General features: G+C 46.6%; 16 protein-coding genes. 15 read left to right on the top strand and 1 reads right to left on the bottom strand.

Annotation, left to right across the window (positions count from 1 at the left end):
- Positions 1 to 30: 30 nt before the first annotated feature.
- From IEY34_RS14530 to IEY34_RS14510, 5 genes are all read left to right on the top strand, one after another.
- Positions 31 to 915 carry a carbohydrate ABC transporter permease gene (locus tag IEY34_RS14530; RefSeq protein ID WP_189012600.1) on the top strand — a complete coding sequence of 295 codons (885 nt, stop codon included), beginning with the start codon at positions 31 to 33 and terminating at the stop codon, positions 913 to 915.
- Positions 915 to 1,751 carry a carbohydrate ABC transporter permease gene (locus tag IEY34_RS14525; RefSeq protein ID WP_189012599.1) on the top strand — a complete coding sequence of 279 codons (837 nt, stop codon included), beginning with the start codon at positions 915 to 917 and terminating at the stop codon, positions 1,749 to 1,751. The genes IEY34_RS14530 and IEY34_RS14525 overlap by 1 nt, the downstream gene beginning before the upstream one ends.
- 165 nt (positions 1,752 to 1,916) lie before the next feature.
- The gene (locus tag IEY34_RS14520; RefSeq protein ID WP_189012598.1) at positions 1,917 to 3,236 is read left to right on the top strand and encodes an ABC transporter substrate-binding protein; all 1,320 of its coding nucleotides are present in this window, start codon (positions 1,917 to 1,919) and stop codon (positions 3,234 to 3,236) included.
- A 107-nt stretch (positions 3,237 to 3,343) separates the two neighbouring features.
- Positions 3,344 to 4,573 (top strand): MFS transporter, encoded by a 1,230-nt coding sequence (locus IEY34_RS14515; protein WP_189012597.1) that lies wholly within the window; start codon positions 3,344 to 3,346, stop codon positions 4,571 to 4,573.
- A 68-nt stretch (positions 4,574 to 4,641) separates the two neighbouring features.
- A complete protein-coding gene (locus IEY34_RS14510; RefSeq protein ID WP_189012596.1) occupies positions 4,642 to 5,592 on the top strand; it encodes an NAD(P)/FAD-dependent oxidoreductase in 951 nt (316 codons plus the stop codon).
- On the opposite strand, the gene IEY34_RS14505 is transcribed toward IEY34_RS14510, so the two are convergent.
- Positions 5,576 to 6,313 (bottom strand): DUF2161 domain-containing phosphodiesterase, encoded by a 738-nt coding sequence (locus IEY34_RS14505; protein ID WP_189012595.1) that lies wholly within the window; start codon positions 6,311 to 6,313, stop codon positions 5,576 to 5,578. The genes IEY34_RS14510 and IEY34_RS14505 overlap by 17 nt on opposite strands.
- Before the next feature lie 219 nt (positions 6,314 to 6,532).
- Between IEY34_RS14505 and IEY34_RS14500 the strand changes: the two genes are divergently transcribed.
- The 10 genes from IEY34_RS14500 (at position 6,533) to IEY34_RS14455 (ending at position 16,260) form a co-directional block, all read left to right on the top strand.
- Positions 6,533 to 6,733, top strand: a complete 201-nt coding sequence (locus tag IEY34_RS14500) for a hypothetical protein (RefSeq protein ID WP_189012594.1) — start codon at positions 6,533 to 6,535, stop codon at positions 6,731 to 6,733.
- A 457-nt stretch (positions 6,734 to 7,190) separates the two neighbouring features.
- Positions 7,191 to 7,469, top strand: a complete 279-nt coding sequence (locus tag IEY34_RS14495; RefSeq protein WP_189012593.1) for a hypothetical protein — start codon at positions 7,191 to 7,193, stop codon at positions 7,467 to 7,469.
- A gap of 451 nt (positions 7,470 to 7,920) precedes the next feature.
- Entirely contained in the window at positions 7,921 to 8,337 is a 417-nt protein-coding gene (locus IEY34_RS14490) for a VOC family protein (RefSeq protein WP_119149554.1), read from the top strand.
- A gap of 345 nt (positions 8,338 to 8,682) precedes the next feature.
- Positions 8,683 to 8,856, top strand: coding sequence for a hypothetical protein (locus tag IEY34_RS14485; protein WP_189012592.1), 174 nt, complete (start codon positions 8,683 to 8,685; stop codon positions 8,854 to 8,856).
- Between the two features lie 158 nt (positions 8,857 to 9,014).
- On the top strand, positions 9,015 to 11,141 hold the full coding sequence (locus IEY34_RS14480) for a TIM-barrel domain-containing protein (protein ID WP_189012591.1): 2,127 nt from the start codon (positions 9,015 to 9,017) through the stop codon (positions 11,139 to 11,141).
- 42 nt (positions 11,142 to 11,183) lie between these two features.
- Complete coding sequence (locus tag IEY34_RS14475) at positions 11,184 to 11,465, top strand: response regulator (protein WP_189012590.1); 282 nt, start codon at positions 11,184 to 11,186, stop codon at positions 11,463 to 11,465.
- Between the two features lie 217 nt (positions 11,466 to 11,682).
- The gene (locus tag IEY34_RS14470; protein WP_189012589.1) at positions 11,683 to 13,578 is read left to right on the top strand and encodes a PrkA family serine protein kinase; all 1,896 of its coding nucleotides are present in this window, start codon (positions 11,683 to 11,685) and stop codon (positions 13,576 to 13,578) included.
- Between the two features lie 163 nt (positions 13,579 to 13,741).
- The gene (locus IEY34_RS14465) at positions 13,742 to 13,960 is read left to right on the top strand and encodes a hypothetical protein (protein WP_189012588.1); all 219 of its coding nucleotides are present in this window, start codon (positions 13,742 to 13,744) and stop codon (positions 13,958 to 13,960) included.
- 413 nt (positions 13,961 to 14,373) lie between these two features.
- Positions 14,374 to 14,781, top strand: coding sequence for a hypothetical protein (locus IEY34_RS14460; protein WP_189012587.1), 408 nt, complete (start codon positions 14,374 to 14,376; stop codon positions 14,779 to 14,781).
- 327 nt (positions 14,782 to 15,108) lie between these two features.
- Positions 15,109 to 16,260 (top strand): glycosyltransferase, encoded by a 1,152-nt coding sequence (locus tag IEY34_RS14455; protein WP_189012586.1) that lies wholly within the window; start codon positions 15,109 to 15,111, stop codon positions 16,258 to 16,260.
- The last annotated feature ends 403 nt before the right edge of the window (positions 16,261 to 16,663 follow it).

The following is a 16,663-nucleotide window of genomic DNA, read 5'->3' as shown; positions in this document are numbered from 1 at the left end:
AGTTACATAAACGTAAGGGGGAATATTCCCATGAAAACTAATAAAGGCATCTCGGGAGTTATGCAGCAGTGGGTCTTTGTGGGCCCAGCACTCGTCTTTTTTACCCTGATCGTCTTAATTCCATTTTTCATGAGCATCTATTATTCATTCACCGAATGGAACGGCGTTACGACAAACGTGAAATTCAATGGCTTAGATAATTTCAAGCACATTCTTTTTGATGACAAAGATTATCGCAACGCCTTCTGGTTTACAACTCGCATGACAGTTACCAACGTGATTCTCACGAACCTTGTAGGTTTCTTATTGGCTTTGCTGCTGACGCAGGCTTTGAAGAGCCGTAATATTCTGCGGACGATCTTCTTCATGCCCAACGTGATTGGCGGATTGCTGCTAGGGTTCATCTGGCAGTTCATCTTCGTTAAAGGTTTTGCGACGCTGGGCAGTCTTACGCATATCGGATTTTTTGAACTTCCTTGGTTGGGTGATGCAACAACATCCTTCTGGGCAATCGTTATCGTAAGTGTGTGGCAAGGTGCTGGATATCTCATGATTATCTACATTGCAGCACTGTCCAATGTGCCCAAGGATATGATTGAGGCCGCGTATATTGATGGGGCGAGTCGTGTGCAGGTGCTTCGCAGCATCATTGTTCCTCTGATCATGCCTGCGGTTACTGTCTGTCTGTTCCTTACCATCTCATGGTCATTCAAAATGTTTGACTTGAACTTCTCCTTGACTAGAGGAGGCCCGTTCAACTCTACGGAATCACTGGCGATCAACATTTATCAAGAAGCGTTCCGGAATAATCGCTATGGTTTGGGAACGGCTAAAGCGTTCATCTTCTTCGTCGTCGTTGCCATTATTTCAACCATCCAAGTGATGTATACGAAACGCAAGGAGGTTGAAGTCTAATGGATTCTGTTAAAAAATACTCCGGTCGGCTGTTTACACTCGAGGTACTGGGTATCGTGATTGCCCTGCTGTTCTTGGTTCCGTTTTACTTCGTTATCGTAAACTCACTCAAGACGTTCCCGGAACTGGCCGCTAATACGGCGAAATTGCCGAAAAGCCTATTCTTAGACAACTATACGAAAGTATGGACGATCATGAAGTTCCCTACAGTTTTCATGAACTCGTTGATCATTACCGTGCTTAGCAACCTTGGGCTTGTTATTATCAGTTCCATGGCAGCTTACCGCATGGTGCGCAAAGCAAGCAAATTCAACAATCTCGTCTTTCTTGCCTTCGTGGCTGCTATGGTGATCCCTTTCCAATCGATTATGATCCCATTGGTGCGCGTAGCAAGTCAAGTTGGACTGATGGACAGCAAGCTGGGCTTGGTCGTTTGTTATTTTGGATTCGGTGTCTCGCTTAACGTATTCTTATACCATGGTTTCATCAAATCGATTCCTCTGGAGATCGAGGAGTCCGCTACCGTTGATGGTTGTTCACCGTATGGCGTGTTCTGGCGGATTGTGTTCCCTTTATTGAAGCCGATGTCGACCACGATTATCATTCTGAACAGCTTATGGATTTGGAATGACTACTTGCTGCCGTCACTGGTGCTCAACAACCCGGATCTTAGAACGATTCCGCTGGCTACATTCTCCTTCTTTGGACAGTATACGAAACAATGGGATTTGGCTCTGGCTGGCTTGACACTAGGTGTACTGCCTATCGTTCTCTTCTTCTTGGCGATGCAGAAACATATTGTGGAAGGGATTACAGCAGGTTCCGTAAAAGGTTAACAGATTTGCTATTAAGTTCAAAATCTTCCACCTTTATGTTCAATATTGTCCGTGTTAAGGGTTTAAGAAAGTGTTTACAATACAAATATAAGCTGATAACGAGCTAATAAAACAATCGTCATCAGGGTAAGCTGAGTACACACAAAAAAGGGAGGCTTTACCTCAATGAAAAAATTAACGATGATCAGTATGGCTGCTGTATTATCACTTTCCGTGGTTGTTGCAGGCTGCGGCAAGAAAACAGAAACAACACCTTCACCATCTGCTTCCACGGGTGCTGCTGCAACTACAACTCCAGCTGCTGGCAAACCAGTAACGATTAAAATGTTCCAATTTAAAGTGGAAATCGCTGACCAATTGGGCAAATTAGTGCAAGAATATCAAAAATTGAACCCTAACGTGAAAATTCAAGTTGACACAGTTGGCGGTGGCGCGGATTACGGCGCAGCTTTGCTGGCGAAGTTCAACTCCGGCGACAAACCGGATATTTTCAACAACGGTGGTTTCAGCGACCTCGACAAATGGATTGACAACTTGGAAGATCTATCCGATCAACCATGGGTGAAGGATCTTGTTGATGTAGCCAAAGAGCCAATGACCAAAAACGGTAAATTGTATGGTCAACCGCTGAACCTTGAAGGTTATGGTTTCCAATACAATAAAGATCTGTTCACAAAAGCGGGCATTACGGAGCTGCCAAAAACGATCACACAACTCGAAGATGCGGCTAAAAAGCTCCAAGCCAAAGGAATCACTCCTTTTGAAACAGGCTATGGCGAGTGGTGGGTACTAGGGAATCACTTCGTGAACCTTCCGTTTGCTTATCAGAAAGATCCGAATGCTTTCATTGATGGTTTGAATAAAGGCACAGCGAAAATTCCTGGTAACGAAGTGTTCAACCAATGGGCGAAACTGTTTGATTTGCAGTTGCAATACGGCAATAAAAACCCGCTGCAAACAGATTACAATACCCAAGTTACTGACTTTGCAACAGGCAAAGCCGCTATGACGCAACAAGGCAACTGGACACAAGTTCAAATTTCCAAAACAAATCCGGACATCAAAATTGGCTTCTTGCCAATGCCAATCAACGATGATGCTGCTTCCAATGATAAATTGTTCGTTGGCGTTCCAAACAACTGGGTTATCAACAAAAACTCGGCTGTGAAAGACGAAGCGAAGAAGTTCCTGAACTGGATGGTAAGCTCCGATATCGGTAAAAAATACATCACAGATGAATTCAAATTCATCCCAGCCTTCAAAACAATTCCTGCTGACGAAAAAGTTCTTGGACCTTTAGCAGCTGATATCATCGCTTACAGCAAAGCTGGCAAAACACTTAGCTGGAACTGGTTCAAATTCCCAGGCGGCGAAGCGTCCAGTAAAAAATTCGGCGATATCATGCAAGGATATGTAGCGAAGAAGTATACGAAGGACCAAATGCTTGATGAATTCCAGAAAACATGGGATAGCCTCAAGAAGTAAGCTGTTAACGAGCGGTAACAAAGCCTCAGCGCCAATGCTGAGGCTTTTTGCTGTTTAACAGGAGCGGGGATGGCTGTTACAATAGAAAGGACGACTGGGGGTCTACGATGAACATAAGAATTAGGAATTGGCTGCAAAGTAGAGGGAATGCGCTTCCACCAGAAAAACAACTATCACCAGAGGCAGTAATTTCTCTCATTATCCATTCTACCTTTCAATTTGGCGCTTCCATGTCGGGCGTTTTTTTGAATTTGTATTTATGGAGGTTGACACATAGTGTTGTAGTCAATGGTACATACAGCATGATTGTTTACATTCTGACGCCGATCGGCTTTGCGCTTGGCGGTTGGATGATCAAGAAGAAAGATCGTATGGTTTCTTATCGGCTTGGCATTATGCTGGTGGGCTTATTTTATTTGAGCGTCATTATTGCCCAAGAACGATTAGTCGAATATTATGTGCTTTTTGCGATATTCAACGGTCTGGCCGCCGCGTTTTATTGGGTAGGCTACCTAACTTTAATGTACGATGTGTCTACGGAGCAGAATCGGATTCGTTATCTGGCCTTTAACATGATCTTTTTTACAGTCGCGACGCTGGCAGGACCGGCACTCGCCGGATTCATAATTCGTTTAAAAGACGGTCTTAGCGGATATACGATTGTGTTCGGTATTGCTTTTGTGATGTTCTTGCTCGCGGCGTTGATCTCTTTGAAAATAAAAGCCTCAAGCGGACATCATAGAGTCTATTATTTGAAGCTAACCGGACTCATTATGAAAAAAGAACGGGCGTGGCTCAAGGCTTTGCTAGGATTTTTTGGTATTGGATTGCTGCAGGGCACGATGCTTTTCTTGCCGAATATTCTTCTGTTTAAAGTCATGCCACGGGAAGATATTGTCGGTTACTTAGGAGTGCTGTATTCAAGTTTAAGCATCGTTACCGGAATCTTCATCTCCAAATATGCGAATGCGAGTAAAGCGCGCTTTTATCTCATTATATCGACTGCTGGCTACTTGGTCGGCGTTTCTTTACTGCTTGGCAGCATCAATGTTTGGTCAGTCGTTGGCTTTATGATTTTATATTCCATTTTTTCACCGCTGCAAGGGAATACCATGACGGGGTATTACTATGGCCTTATTGCCAAACTGCCGCTAAAGGGAGAATTAAAGGTTGAAAGTGTGGTTGTTCGCGAATTTTTCTTAAATGTCGGCCGCGTTATTTCAATTATTTGTTTAATCACTTTTGGGAGCGATTTGGATGGCGGTTTGATTCCGTGGATTCTCATGTTGGCTTCGCTGACACAAATTGCCTTGGTTTGGACCATCAAGAATAGGTAGATAAGCATGAAAGCGTCCTAACACGGATATCCTAGTACTAGTTGATAGGAGAGAAGGGACGCAGGTTTATGGAACAATACGACAGTCTGATCGTAGGTGGAGGCATAGCGGGTCTGCAAGCGGCTATTCAGCTTGGCAGATATGAACATCGTGTTCTCGTGATTGACGCCGGATATGGACGCTCTACGCTTTGTCAAAGCTATCATAATCTATTGGGTTGGCCAGACGGCATATCGGGGAATGAGCTTCGCCGATTGGGCAGGCTTCAAGCAGAGAAGCTCGGTGTCGCTTTTATCCAAGATGAAGTCGTTCAAGCTGTAAAGAAAGGGAAACCTGGCGACGGTTTTGAACTATGGGGGAAGTCCGGCAAAGGGTACGAGGCGCCGACCGTACTGCTGGCAACAGGGCTGATGGATCCTCTGCCTGAGCTGCCAAAGCTGAAGGAATGCCTTGGTTTAACGGTCTATGTGTGTCCCGATTGCGATGGCTATGAGATCAAAAATAAGCAAACGATCATTATGGGTTCAGGCGACGTGGGCGCGGGAATGGCCTTGAAACTGAGTTCGCGGACGGACAAGCTGGTTTATGTGAACCATGGGCAGCGCGTGGTTCAGAAAGAGCTGCTTGAACAGATGGAGCAACATGGAATTGCTTATTGGGCCGAGGATATTCAAGAAGTGATTGCCGCGGGAAAAGGCATTTTTGGCGGTGTTGTCTTGGCTAGTGGGCAAAGTCTTGCAGCGGAACGTGGGTTTGTCGCGTTTGGCGGCAATGAAGTGAAGTCTGATCTCGCACGTCAGCTTGGGGCAGAACGCATGGAAAATCGCCATATTATCACAGATTCGCGGAGCAAAATGACAAGTGTGCCTTTCGTATGGGCAGCAGGTGATGTGGGTGTTCATGCTGAACAAGTGACTATTGCGATGGGGGAAGGCGCACAGGCCGCGATATGGATGAATAAAGCGCTGCTGATGATGAAAGAAGAAGCGAACGCGCACCGTGTCATCGTTCACTCCTAAAGGGTTGAATCGCTGGTTGTTGAATTGCAAAGGCTGTCAGCACATGCGCATATTCGCTCAAGGCTTGTTCTCCGCTCGGCGTGAGATGATAGATGCCGCGGCTTTGCCGAATAAACCAGCGGTAATAGTTTTTTTGCAGCAAGGAACTTACCGCTTTATTGCTGGTGAAGTCACGCAATTGCCGTGGACTTAGCGGACCGTGCTCTCGCATGAGGTAGGCGCAGTGCAAGGATTTCTCGCGGTAGGCGGTCATGAGCTTCATCTTGGAACTGCCGCCAACATTGTAATCGCCGCTGCGTTCATGAAACTCATTCACGACTCGCAGCGCAGCTCGCTTGTTCGAGCGCAGCATATAGGGAGTAGGCTCGCAGACGAGGTCAACTGCGGGCTTTTTGCGTTTGTAGAATTGGACGGTTAAGACGCCCAGACCGAGCATCCGGCAAAGCCGACGGACATCTTCCCATTGCAGCCGATGGGGCGCGCGCCCTTTGTTGGGAAGCTCAAAAGCGACATAAACTTGGTCGGTCAAACGCAGGCGTTCAATCCCTTGCACCAGCAGAGGAATGTTGAAGCTTTTTTTGAGTTCGACGATGAGAGGCGGTTCATCGCCGCGGATAGCAACCAAGTCGCAATGCTTAATTTCTGCGCGAACGGTGTAACCTTGTTGTTCGAAGTATTGTTTAATCGGAGCGTAGAGCTCCGTTTCTGTTTGGATAGGCAATGTAAACGTCTCCTCTTACTGCGAATAAGCAGTCAGAATGTTTATCATTATAGCATGTATTTTGCTGGAATAGGGATAGATTTAGTTGTACGTACATGTTGGAAGAGGGAGGTGCTGTCATGGCCGAGCAGGACATTGCCGAGCAGGACATCGCCGAGAACTTCCCGGCGCATGGCAAGGGCAGCGTGCGGAGGCGCGGAGGCGCTGCAGGCGCGCATCGTGCAGAAGTGGGGCGATGTGCAAGCCATCGCCCGGGCGGTCCCGGCACCCGAGCAACTGAGCGCATGGCTCGCGGCAGTGCAAGGACCGCTGACAACAGACCAGCTCGGCGTAGAACCCGAGCTGGTGGCAGCCTCGCTGCAGGATGCGCTGTTCGTGCGCAACCGCTTCACGATTTTGCGCTTGCAGCGTTTGCTGTAGGTACTTATTTCATGAATATTTGGCTATGAATGGCCCTTTGCTTTCAGGAACCTGTGTTCCTCGGAGCAAAGGGCTTTTTTGCTAGAATATAGAGGTTTGGGAGTGAACGCGGAGTTACTCCAGTACCTCGCGCGGCGGGGGGGAGGGAACTACAGGGCGCTATTCCAGCCCAAAGTGCCCTTATCGAGCGGTTGAGGGAACTAAAGGGCGCTATTTGGCTGCTCGCGGGGAAATTTCAGCGCTTTTCTTGGAAATAATACCCTGTAGTTCCGGTACTACCCTCGCATGCTTACTTTTTGCCAAAATAGCGTCCCACAGTTCACTTAATCGGTTTCGTTGTCACCCTGATGAATGAGGATATTAAATCAGGATTAGCATATGTTACAGCAGATTATGAAATTATCTATCATGCTAAAGAACTATATGCTCAAAATAGAAACTGGAGATGACTTAGTTTATGAATCCAAGTGTACTTAAATGTTTTGCGTGTGGATATGGTACTGAAATAGAACTAGATCAACCCTTTATTAATGTACAAGTTGAGCCTAATGATTCTCACGCTCGTTTTACGACCAAGGAAAATTCACGCAAAATAACAGTTGAACTTTATGGATGCCCCAAATGCGGAACCATTCAAATGAAAAAAAGACTGCAATCATCTAAGGGAGGAACCCCTAGTGTTTGTAGTCTTTTTTTCTTTCTCCTACAGAAGACAGAACAATTAACTAACTTATAACTGAGTTCCTTATTTGTTTTTGTGGAATACAACACTGATTAATCGCTGGTCCCATTGTTTTCCGGGATTTATAGCGATTAAAAAATTGGATAAAATGGTAGTTAATTATACTGTCGTAGTTTTTTGGCTCAACCTTAAAATCAGTGCTTAATCACGTGCTGCACCGACAGGCAGATCGGGCGGCTTTGAAGATGGGCGACGGGAGTGGCGTCGATATGAAGTTCATTGTGATCGACAAACAGAATCTGGCTTACGTGTAACTCTGGTATGTTGAGAAGTTCGTTGATATACTGGGTTTGCATCTGCTTATTCCTTTTGTTGTGGTTGGGGAATTACAACAATACAAGAGTAACAGGAATCAAGTAGACCGATGAATTCCCGGATCGGCTTTCGTCTAAATATACGAAGGCATCAATGACAACAAACCAATCTGACGATGAGGTGTTTAAAAATGGCATTAATGTCCACATTCACGAGCTTCAATCTGCCTGTAAACAACGTAGAACAATCGAAGGCGTTCTTCACCGGACTCGGATTCGAGCTCAACCCGCAATTCCCCGAGAATGAGAAGTCGGTAGCCATCGTGATCGGCGACAACCTGCAGGTTATGCTGCTCACCAAAGAACTTTTAAAGTCGCTCACGCAGAAGGAAACTGTTGATACGGAAAAGTATGCGCAAATGACGATCGCATTGGCCTTCGAGAGCCGAGAAAAGGTGGATGAAATCGTGAATACTGCGGTCTCCTTGGGCGGGAAATCGTACGAAGAACCTGAGGATTATGGATTCATGTATCATTGGGCCTTCGAGGACTTGGACGGCCATATGTGGGCAATCAACTACATGAACACGGATGCAGCTCAAGGTTAAGGATAACGGAGAGCGCACTCATACTTGGATTAACAAGGGAAGACGCAGGGCACCTTACCCGGCGTCTTCTTCGCGATGATTAGTTTTGTTCGGTATAGGCTTTGAAATTGTCCATGATCGACGAAAGTAATGTCTCGGTATTCTACTGGAGTGCAATCGGCATCGCATGGGGACTTAGCCGTCAAGCACTGATTTTAAGATTGAGCCAGTTTTTTTGATTAAAATCGTAAAAAATGACATGCCAGCTTAATTTTATCCTATCTGACTGATCGAATAATTCCTATAATGAAGGCAACAAAGCGATGGAGAGGTAAGTATCTCTATGGCAAGGGAGGTAATTTGTCCATGAAGGCTATATTGGTTGGTTTGGGCTCTGCAGGATTCAGCTGGTACAAGCGTCTGCGAGATACAGGATTATTGGCAGCTGTTGTTGAGGTGGATCCTACAATGAAGGCGAAGATGAATGACGATCCGTTCCCTTTCTACACATCACTCGAAGAAGCCTTGCAACAGGACTGAATTTCTGGCGTCTCTTCAGGAGGGGCGCGAAGCAGAAACGAGCGGCAGGGATTATTTGAAAACCCAAGCGCTTGTCCACTACGCAAAGCTGGCTAGTGAAACCAATCAAACGCAAGTAATTAAGGTTCCGACGCTATAAGAAGAAAGGAGATTTCGACATGGATACTAAGACATGGCAGTTATCAGCACCAGGCGTATGGCGCCTGACGATCAAGAAACCGCAGTCGATCACTCCACTATCGTGGATGAATGTTTCGCCGCAAGAAAAAGCTTTGCAACAAATGCCACAGGTGGCGCCACCGTTCGATTGGGACCGTATTCAGCTTGAGGAAGCTGGGGACAGTCTTATTCTGTCCTTTCCGTTGGACCGCACCGAGAAGTTATATGGGACAGGCCTTCAGTTACTGCGGATGAATCAACGAGGAAGAAACCGTTATTTGCGCGTGAACAGCGATCCTAAGCAGGATACGGGTGAGACGCATGCTCCGGTTCCCTTCTATATCAGCGATCTTGGATATGGCGTTTGGGTGGATACTGCGCGGATCGTTACGATGTATTGCGGGTCCACGATGAAGCAGGAGGACACGCAGAGCGAAGAGATTCGCGATCGCAATAGCGATCTTGGATGGCGGGCAACGCTGGTCGCTTCACGTGTGGAAATCAGACTTCCAGCCGAAGGCGCAGATGTCTATGTGTTTGGTGGACCTACGCTTGCCGACGTGGTGTCCAGGTATAATTTATTTTGTGGCGGCGGCGTACTGCCTCCGTTGTGGGGGCTGGGCTTCTGGCACCGCGTTCCGACGCTATATAACGAGCAGCAGGTCATGGAGGAGGCGGAGCAGTTCCGTCTTCATGATTTCCCGTGCGATGTGATCGGACTGGAACCAGGCTGGCACAGCCAAAGCTATCCAGTCACTTATGAATGGGAGAAGAGCAGGTTCCCTGAGCCTGAGCAATTTGTGAAAAAAATGGAGCAAAACGGCTTTCGCGTGAATCTGTGGGAGCATCCCTTCGTATCTCCAAAGAGTGAGCTGTATGCAGATCTGAAGCCGCTTTCGGGCAGTCATACGGTTTGGGGAGGGCTTGCGCCTGACTACTCCCTGACGGAGGCGGCAAATCTGTACACAAAGCAGCATGAGCAGCAGCATGTGAACATCGGGGTGTCCGGTTACAAACTGGATGAATGCGACGGCAGTGAATTGACTAACAATTCCTGGATGTTCCCAGGACATGCCAAGTTCCCATCGGGTCTGGACGGCGAACAGATGCGGCAAATGTATGGGTTAATGTTTCAGAAAATGACACACGATCTGTTTCGCAGTAAAAATCGCAGAACCTACGGACTGGTGAGGGCTTCGAATGCTGCGGCATCCACGATGCCTTACGTACTTTACTCGGATCTTTATGAGCATAAGCAATATATTCGGGCGCTTTGCAATTCCTCGTTCAGCGGTCATCTGTGGACACCGGAAGTGCGCAGAGCGAGGAATGCTGAAGACTGGGTACGTCGTATGCAAACCGTCTGCTTCTCCCCTCTGGCCATGCTGAATGCTTGGGGCGATGGTACGAAGCCATGGTCATTCCCGGAAGTGGAGGGCGTTGTGCGCCACTATATCAAGCTGCGGATGAGGCTGCTGCCCTATTTATATACAGCTTTCGCCAGATATCGTGAACTAGGCATTCCTCCTTTCCAAGCTATGCCATTCGTGATCTCTCCTTCTGAGATTGCTCAGGCCGAAGCGAGCGCTGTCGAAGCGGTGCAACAGTTGAATACGACAGATGCGGCTTACGGCAAGAAGAAAGTGAGAGAATGGGATGACCAGTATATGGTCGGCGACGCGTTGTTGGTAGCTCCGCTGGTAGAAGGGGAAGATGAACGAGAGGTGCTGCTGCCAGCAGGCATCTGGTATGGGCTGGAGACCGGGGAGCGCTATACCGGGGGCTGCATCATTCGCGTTCAAGCTGGTTTAGAGCGAATTCCTGTTTTTGTTAAAAGCGGATCTGTCATCCCAATGACGCCTGCTTTGCCGCATGTTCCGGCATCCGGAACACGAGTTCCGCTAGAGCTTGTTCATTTCGGAGCGGAGCCTGGCGAGGGACTATTGTACGAGGATGATGGGGAATCCTTCGATTATGAAGCAGGGAAATACACATGGCGGAAGCTGACGGTTACCCAAAATTCAGATGGCGAGTATGCTGGAGAACTGACAGGAGACAGTGAAGAATGGATATCCTACAATTCTATCACTTGGCGTTTCTCCCAAACTCGGTTGGAAACGATATAGAGATTATAGAAGGTGTACGAAAAGCGTGAGGAGGGGCTGGACATGCATGTATTGATCGTAGATGATGAACCTGTCATTCGCAGAGGGTTGCTGAAGATGGCGGAATTATACGCACCGGCTTTCTCCAAAATTCAGACGGCCGAGAACGGCGAGGCTGCTTTGGAGCGAATTCGTGCTTCAGAGCCTGATCTTGTGTTGACGGATGTTCGCATGCCGAAAATGGACGGACTGGAGCTATGCAAAATCTTTTATGAGGAATTCCCTCATATTAAAACCGTTGTGATTTCCGGCTACAGTGACTTTGAATATGCGCTTATGGACTAAGGATAGAAAGCTGGCCAGAGCAGGGAACCAAAATGATTATGAGGATGCCTTCAATGACGTGAAGGAACATCCTTGCGATCTCTTCCGTTTATTTCCAAATCCAATTCTCTTGAAAATTTCGGGCAAGTTATGTTCTTTGAGTGCATAGGATTGTAGTACACAATTCACCATCACGAGCTGACCTATATTTTAAAGGCAGCAGTGAAAGGAGGTACCCATGGACATATTCAAAAGAATTTCGGAGCATCGTACGGAGAAGGATTCATTGAGCTGGACCGGTACGTTCGCGGAGTACATAGAATTGCTTCGCACAAATCCTGGGCTCGCCAGAACCGCGCATTCCAGAGTCTATGATATGATTGCATCGCAAGGTATCAATGACCAGTCTGGGCACAAATCCTACAGCTTTTTCAACCAGGAAATTTTCGGTCTGGATCGTTCGATTGAGAAGCTCGTAGAAGAATATTTCCATTCCGCAGCCCGTCGATTGGATGTTCGTAAGCGTATATTGCTGTTAATGGGTCCTGTAAGCGGTGGTAAATCAACCATTGTGACCATGCTGAAGCGGGGGCTAGAGCAATTTGCCAAAACAGACTTAGGGGCTGTCTATGCAATTAAAGGCTGTCCGATGCACGAGGAACCGTTGCATCTCATTCCGCTGGAGCTTCGTCCCGAAATCGAACGTGAGCTTGGGGTGAAAATTGAGGGAAGCTTATGCCCGTCCTGCCAGATGCGTTTGAAAACAGAGTATAACGGCTGCATTGAAGACGTCTTGGTCGAACGTGTCTTTATCTCAGAAGAAGGCCGTGTCGGGATTGGAACATTCAGTCCTTCCGATCCTAAATCGCAAGATATCGCTGATCTGACAGGCAGCATTGATTTCTCTACCATCACTGAGTTCGGGTCTGAATCGGACCCGCGTGCCTATCGTTTCGACGGCGAACTGAATAAGGCTAACAGGGGTATCATGGAGTTTCAGGAAATGTTGAAATGCGATGAAAAGTTCCTCTGGAACTTGCTGTCGCTCACCCAGGAGGGCAATTTTAAAGCAGGCAGGTTCGCATTGATTAGCGCTGATGAATTGATCATTGCCCATACCAATGAAACGGAATATAAGTCATTTATTTCGAATAAGAAAAATGAGGCGCTGCAGTCACGGATGATCGTCATGCCGATTCCTTATAATTTAAGGGTCACAGATGAAGAGAAAATCTACGCCAAGCTGATCAGTCAAAGCGATATGTCGCACATTCACATCGCTCCTCATGCGTTAAGGGATGCAGCGATTTTCTCCATCCTTACGCGATTGAAAGAAACGAAGAAACAAGGCATGGATCTGGTCAAAAAAATGCGGATGTACGACGGAGAGATCGTCGAAGGCTACAAAGAGGCCGATCTGAAAGAAATGCAAAATGAGTTCCAGGAAGAAGGCATGAGCGGCATTGATCCGCGCTACGTCATTAACCGGATTTCGAGTGCTTTGATTCGGCAAGATCTTCAGTGCATTAACGCATTAGATGTTCTGCGGGCGCTCAAAGATGGCTTAGACCAGCATCCGTCGATTACCAAAGATGAGCGGGAACGTTACCTGAACTTCATTTCGGTGGCGCGCAAAGAGTATGATGATATTGCGAAGAAAGAAGTGCAGAAAGCCTTCGTCTATTCCTTCGAGGAATCAGCCAGAACGATTTTCGACAACTACCTCGATAATATCGAAGCTTACTGTAATTGGGGGAAAATCAAGGACCCGCTGACTGGCGAGGAAATGGATCCGGATGAGCGCCTGATGCGCTCAATCGAAGAACAAATTGGCATTTCTGAAAATGCGAAGAAAGCTTTCCGCGAAGAAATACTCATTCGTATTTCCTCTTACTCCCGCAAGGGACGGAAGTTTGATTACAGCAGTCACGAGCGGCTGCGGGAAGCGATTGAGAAGAAGCTTTTCGCTGATTTGAAGGATATTGTAAAGATCACAACGTCCTCGAAAACGCCGGATGAGAAGCAGTTGAAGAAAATTAATGATGTGACGAAGCAATTGATTGATGAGCATGGGTACTGCCCTGTGTGTGCGAATGAATTGCTCCGTTATGTGGGCAGCTTGCTGAACCGATAAGCCAAGTCATTGGAGAATGAATAAGAGCCTTTGGAGTCTTCTATCTGCGGATTTTCGCAGAATAAGAGGCTCGAAAGGCTCTTATCTCTGGTTGCAGCGGGAACCAAATCTATCAATCTTTCATATACTAACTTAACGACAAGTAGAGGAGGTGGATAAGATTATGATAGGAAACTCAATGAAAAAAACAGGTTCGTATCTATTGTTTCTAGTGAGTTTTCTAGCTCTAATCATGACATGGGAGATGAAGCTGCTGTCCAATCTGGGAGGGATTTTCGTAGCTGTCTTTAGCTTCGTTGTAGCCATTCTGATGTGGCTGGACGCTCATGAGTCATTGCAAGGAGTTGGGCGAAGAGATGCAAGACGGACAGAAGCCGAGTGATAATCGGCAAGTGGATCCATCCTCCCAGAAAAAATCCAATGAATCCTCACGTTGGTCAGACATCTTTGGATTCGGCAAGCTATTGGACAAACTCCCCCTCCACAAACTGTCAGCCCGTATGGCCTATTGTATGTTTTTCGATTTGGTGATTCTTTTATTTGTATTAGTTCTGCGTTCCTCAGGAACGCAAATGAATGATTTTCCGAATGCTTGGGATCTAAGGTTTATTATGTTGACGACGGTTTTGATCTTTCTGGTGGGCCTTTGTGATGTTTGGAAATTCAAAAGGAAATAACGCGGGAAGTAAGGAAGGCGAATGCCCATTTTCTTTAAAACCATTCACCAACTAGGCATTCGCACACATACAGTGTATTAGGCAAATAACCTATACAAGAATGTGAGTGATTCCAGCAATGAAGAAATCGAACGAACAAGAATTTCGTCCACCCGTACATGGTGGCGGCCCTGGACACGGTGGACCGGGAGGTCTAGGACACGGCGGTCCAGGGGGACTGGGTCATGGTCCAGGAGGTCTTGGTGGCCCAGGCTTTGGTCATGGCTTTGGTGGCCCAGGCTTTGGTGGCCCTGGATTTCATGGAGGCCCTGGATTTGGTCCAGGACATGGACCAGGTTGGTTTCCACATAATGGCTTCGATGGCGTAAATAATTTATTGCCATGGGTTGTAGCTCCTTATGTGTGGAGTGCCACCCAGCCCTATTATCCATATCCGCCTTACTCGACATATCCATATCCATATCCATATCCATATCCACCTACTCCTTATTATCCGCCCTATGCTCCAGGATATCCCGTCGTATAATTGCAATGCGCTCGAAATGACATCAAGAATTTCCCTTGAAAAGGGAGGGTCTTGATGTTTTTCTATATGCTGTAAATTTAAGGTTAAAAACATAAAAAAAATTTTATCTAATCTTAATCTAATTTTAATATTATGGTAGGAATTGCCTGAAAATCATGCTACAATTTAGGGTAGACAGCGTTTACATATGATGTACTTTCGTTCACAACTCCCCCACTATGCTCCCCATTTTGTTTCGAAAATCTCGTTTATTTCGTAATAATTACGATTATTTTAAAAATGAGCTTGATGTCCATGTTGATATTGTCTATTTAGGGGGGAATTGACTTGAGCCATCAGCCGGTAAGGATCCTGCATCAGATTAATCATATGAATCAGGATACCGCGCAAAGCTTTATTATGAAAGTGTATCGGCATATCGATCGTTCCAAAATTCAATTCGATTTCATTGTTCATACCCATAACCCCTCCGATTATGATGAAGAGATACGGGCTCTGGGCGGTAGAATTTTCAACCTGCAAAAGCCTTACAAAACAGGCTGGATAGGCTACATTTATGATCTAAAAGCGATTATACAATTACATGGCCCATTTCATGCGATACATACACATGCTATGGATATGAGCGGCTTCATTTTATTCATGGCCAGATGGCTGGGTATTCCCATTCGCATTGCTCATAGTCACAGTCTAAGTGAAGTTGCCTTCTCGTTGTCCCCTGGCAAAATGTCACGTTGGTTGAGACGGAAACTGATCCGTCACAACGCGACCAACTGGCTCGGTAGTTCCTCATCAGCCAATCAAGCCTCCCTTGGTTTCCAAGCTGGGCATGACCAGCGAAGTAAAATGCTGCGCAATGGCATTGATCTTAGTCAGTATGCAAAGTCTGATGCAAAGTCTGCTGCGAAGCACACAGCGCTGCGAGAGCAACTGCTTATCGAGACAGATGAGCCGATTGTGGGTCATATTGGAAGGTTCAGCGCTGTGAAAAACCATCGATTCTTGATTGAGATTTTTGAAGAACTTCTGTACCGGATGCCGAATGCGCGTCTTGTATTAATCGGAGACGGTCCATTGCGACCTCAAATTGAAGAAATCATCGAGCAAAAAGGGATTAAGAATCGCGTCCATTTGTTGGGTCGGCAAGAAGATATTGCCGCGTTTTTTCAGGAGCTGGATGTCTTGGTGCTTCCTACGTTTCAGGATGGTTTACCGATGGTCCTGGTGGAAGCGCAGGCTGCTGGAGTTCCATGTGTCGTCTCGGATACACTGCCGGGAGAAGCCAATCTGAAGGCAGGCTTTTTCACATACGTGAGTTTGGAACAGGAAGCTGCCATCTGGGCGCAATGGTTGATGAAGGCAATACAGAGTGATCCCGTACCGGAAGAGACAAGAATTCGTGCTGTTCAACAAGCCGGTTATGATATCAAAGAAACTGTTCTGAAGTTGGAAGATGTGTACAACGCACAAATTAGCTAGCGCGAGCTGCCCTGGGAAGTCTGACGACTTTTTGGGGCAGTTTGTTTATGCTGCGCATGCAGCTTAGAGGAAAGTAGCTGAGAACTTAGGCGATGCTGAATCTCTGGTCCATGCGACAGCCCTTCGTCTGTTGGAGTAACTACGATTCGTTATTTGTGACAAAACGGTTTATTACTCACTCTCGCGGAACTCAGGGGCGCTATTCTGCGTAGATCCCCCCATTTCGGAGGTGTAAAGACGAAATAGAGGAACCACGTTCCGCGGAAGGCCGCTTTTACCAGAAGCTTTGCAAAATATATGACATGATAAGGCATTGTGCTCCTTAGCGGCTGATTCACCTTTACGGAGCACATGCCGACTAGGAGAAAATTCAAAAAAATTTATAATAAGGTTTATATTTACA

Source organism: Paenibacillus marchantiophytorum (assembly GCF_014640555.1).
In the GTDB taxonomy this organism is placed as follows: Bacteria; Bacillota; Bacilli; order Paenibacillales; family NBRC-103111; genus Paenibacillus_E; species Paenibacillus_E marchantiophytorum.
The sequence above is the reverse complement of the archived record's forward strand: the minus strand, read 5'-3'. Positions and strand labels throughout refer to the sequence as shown.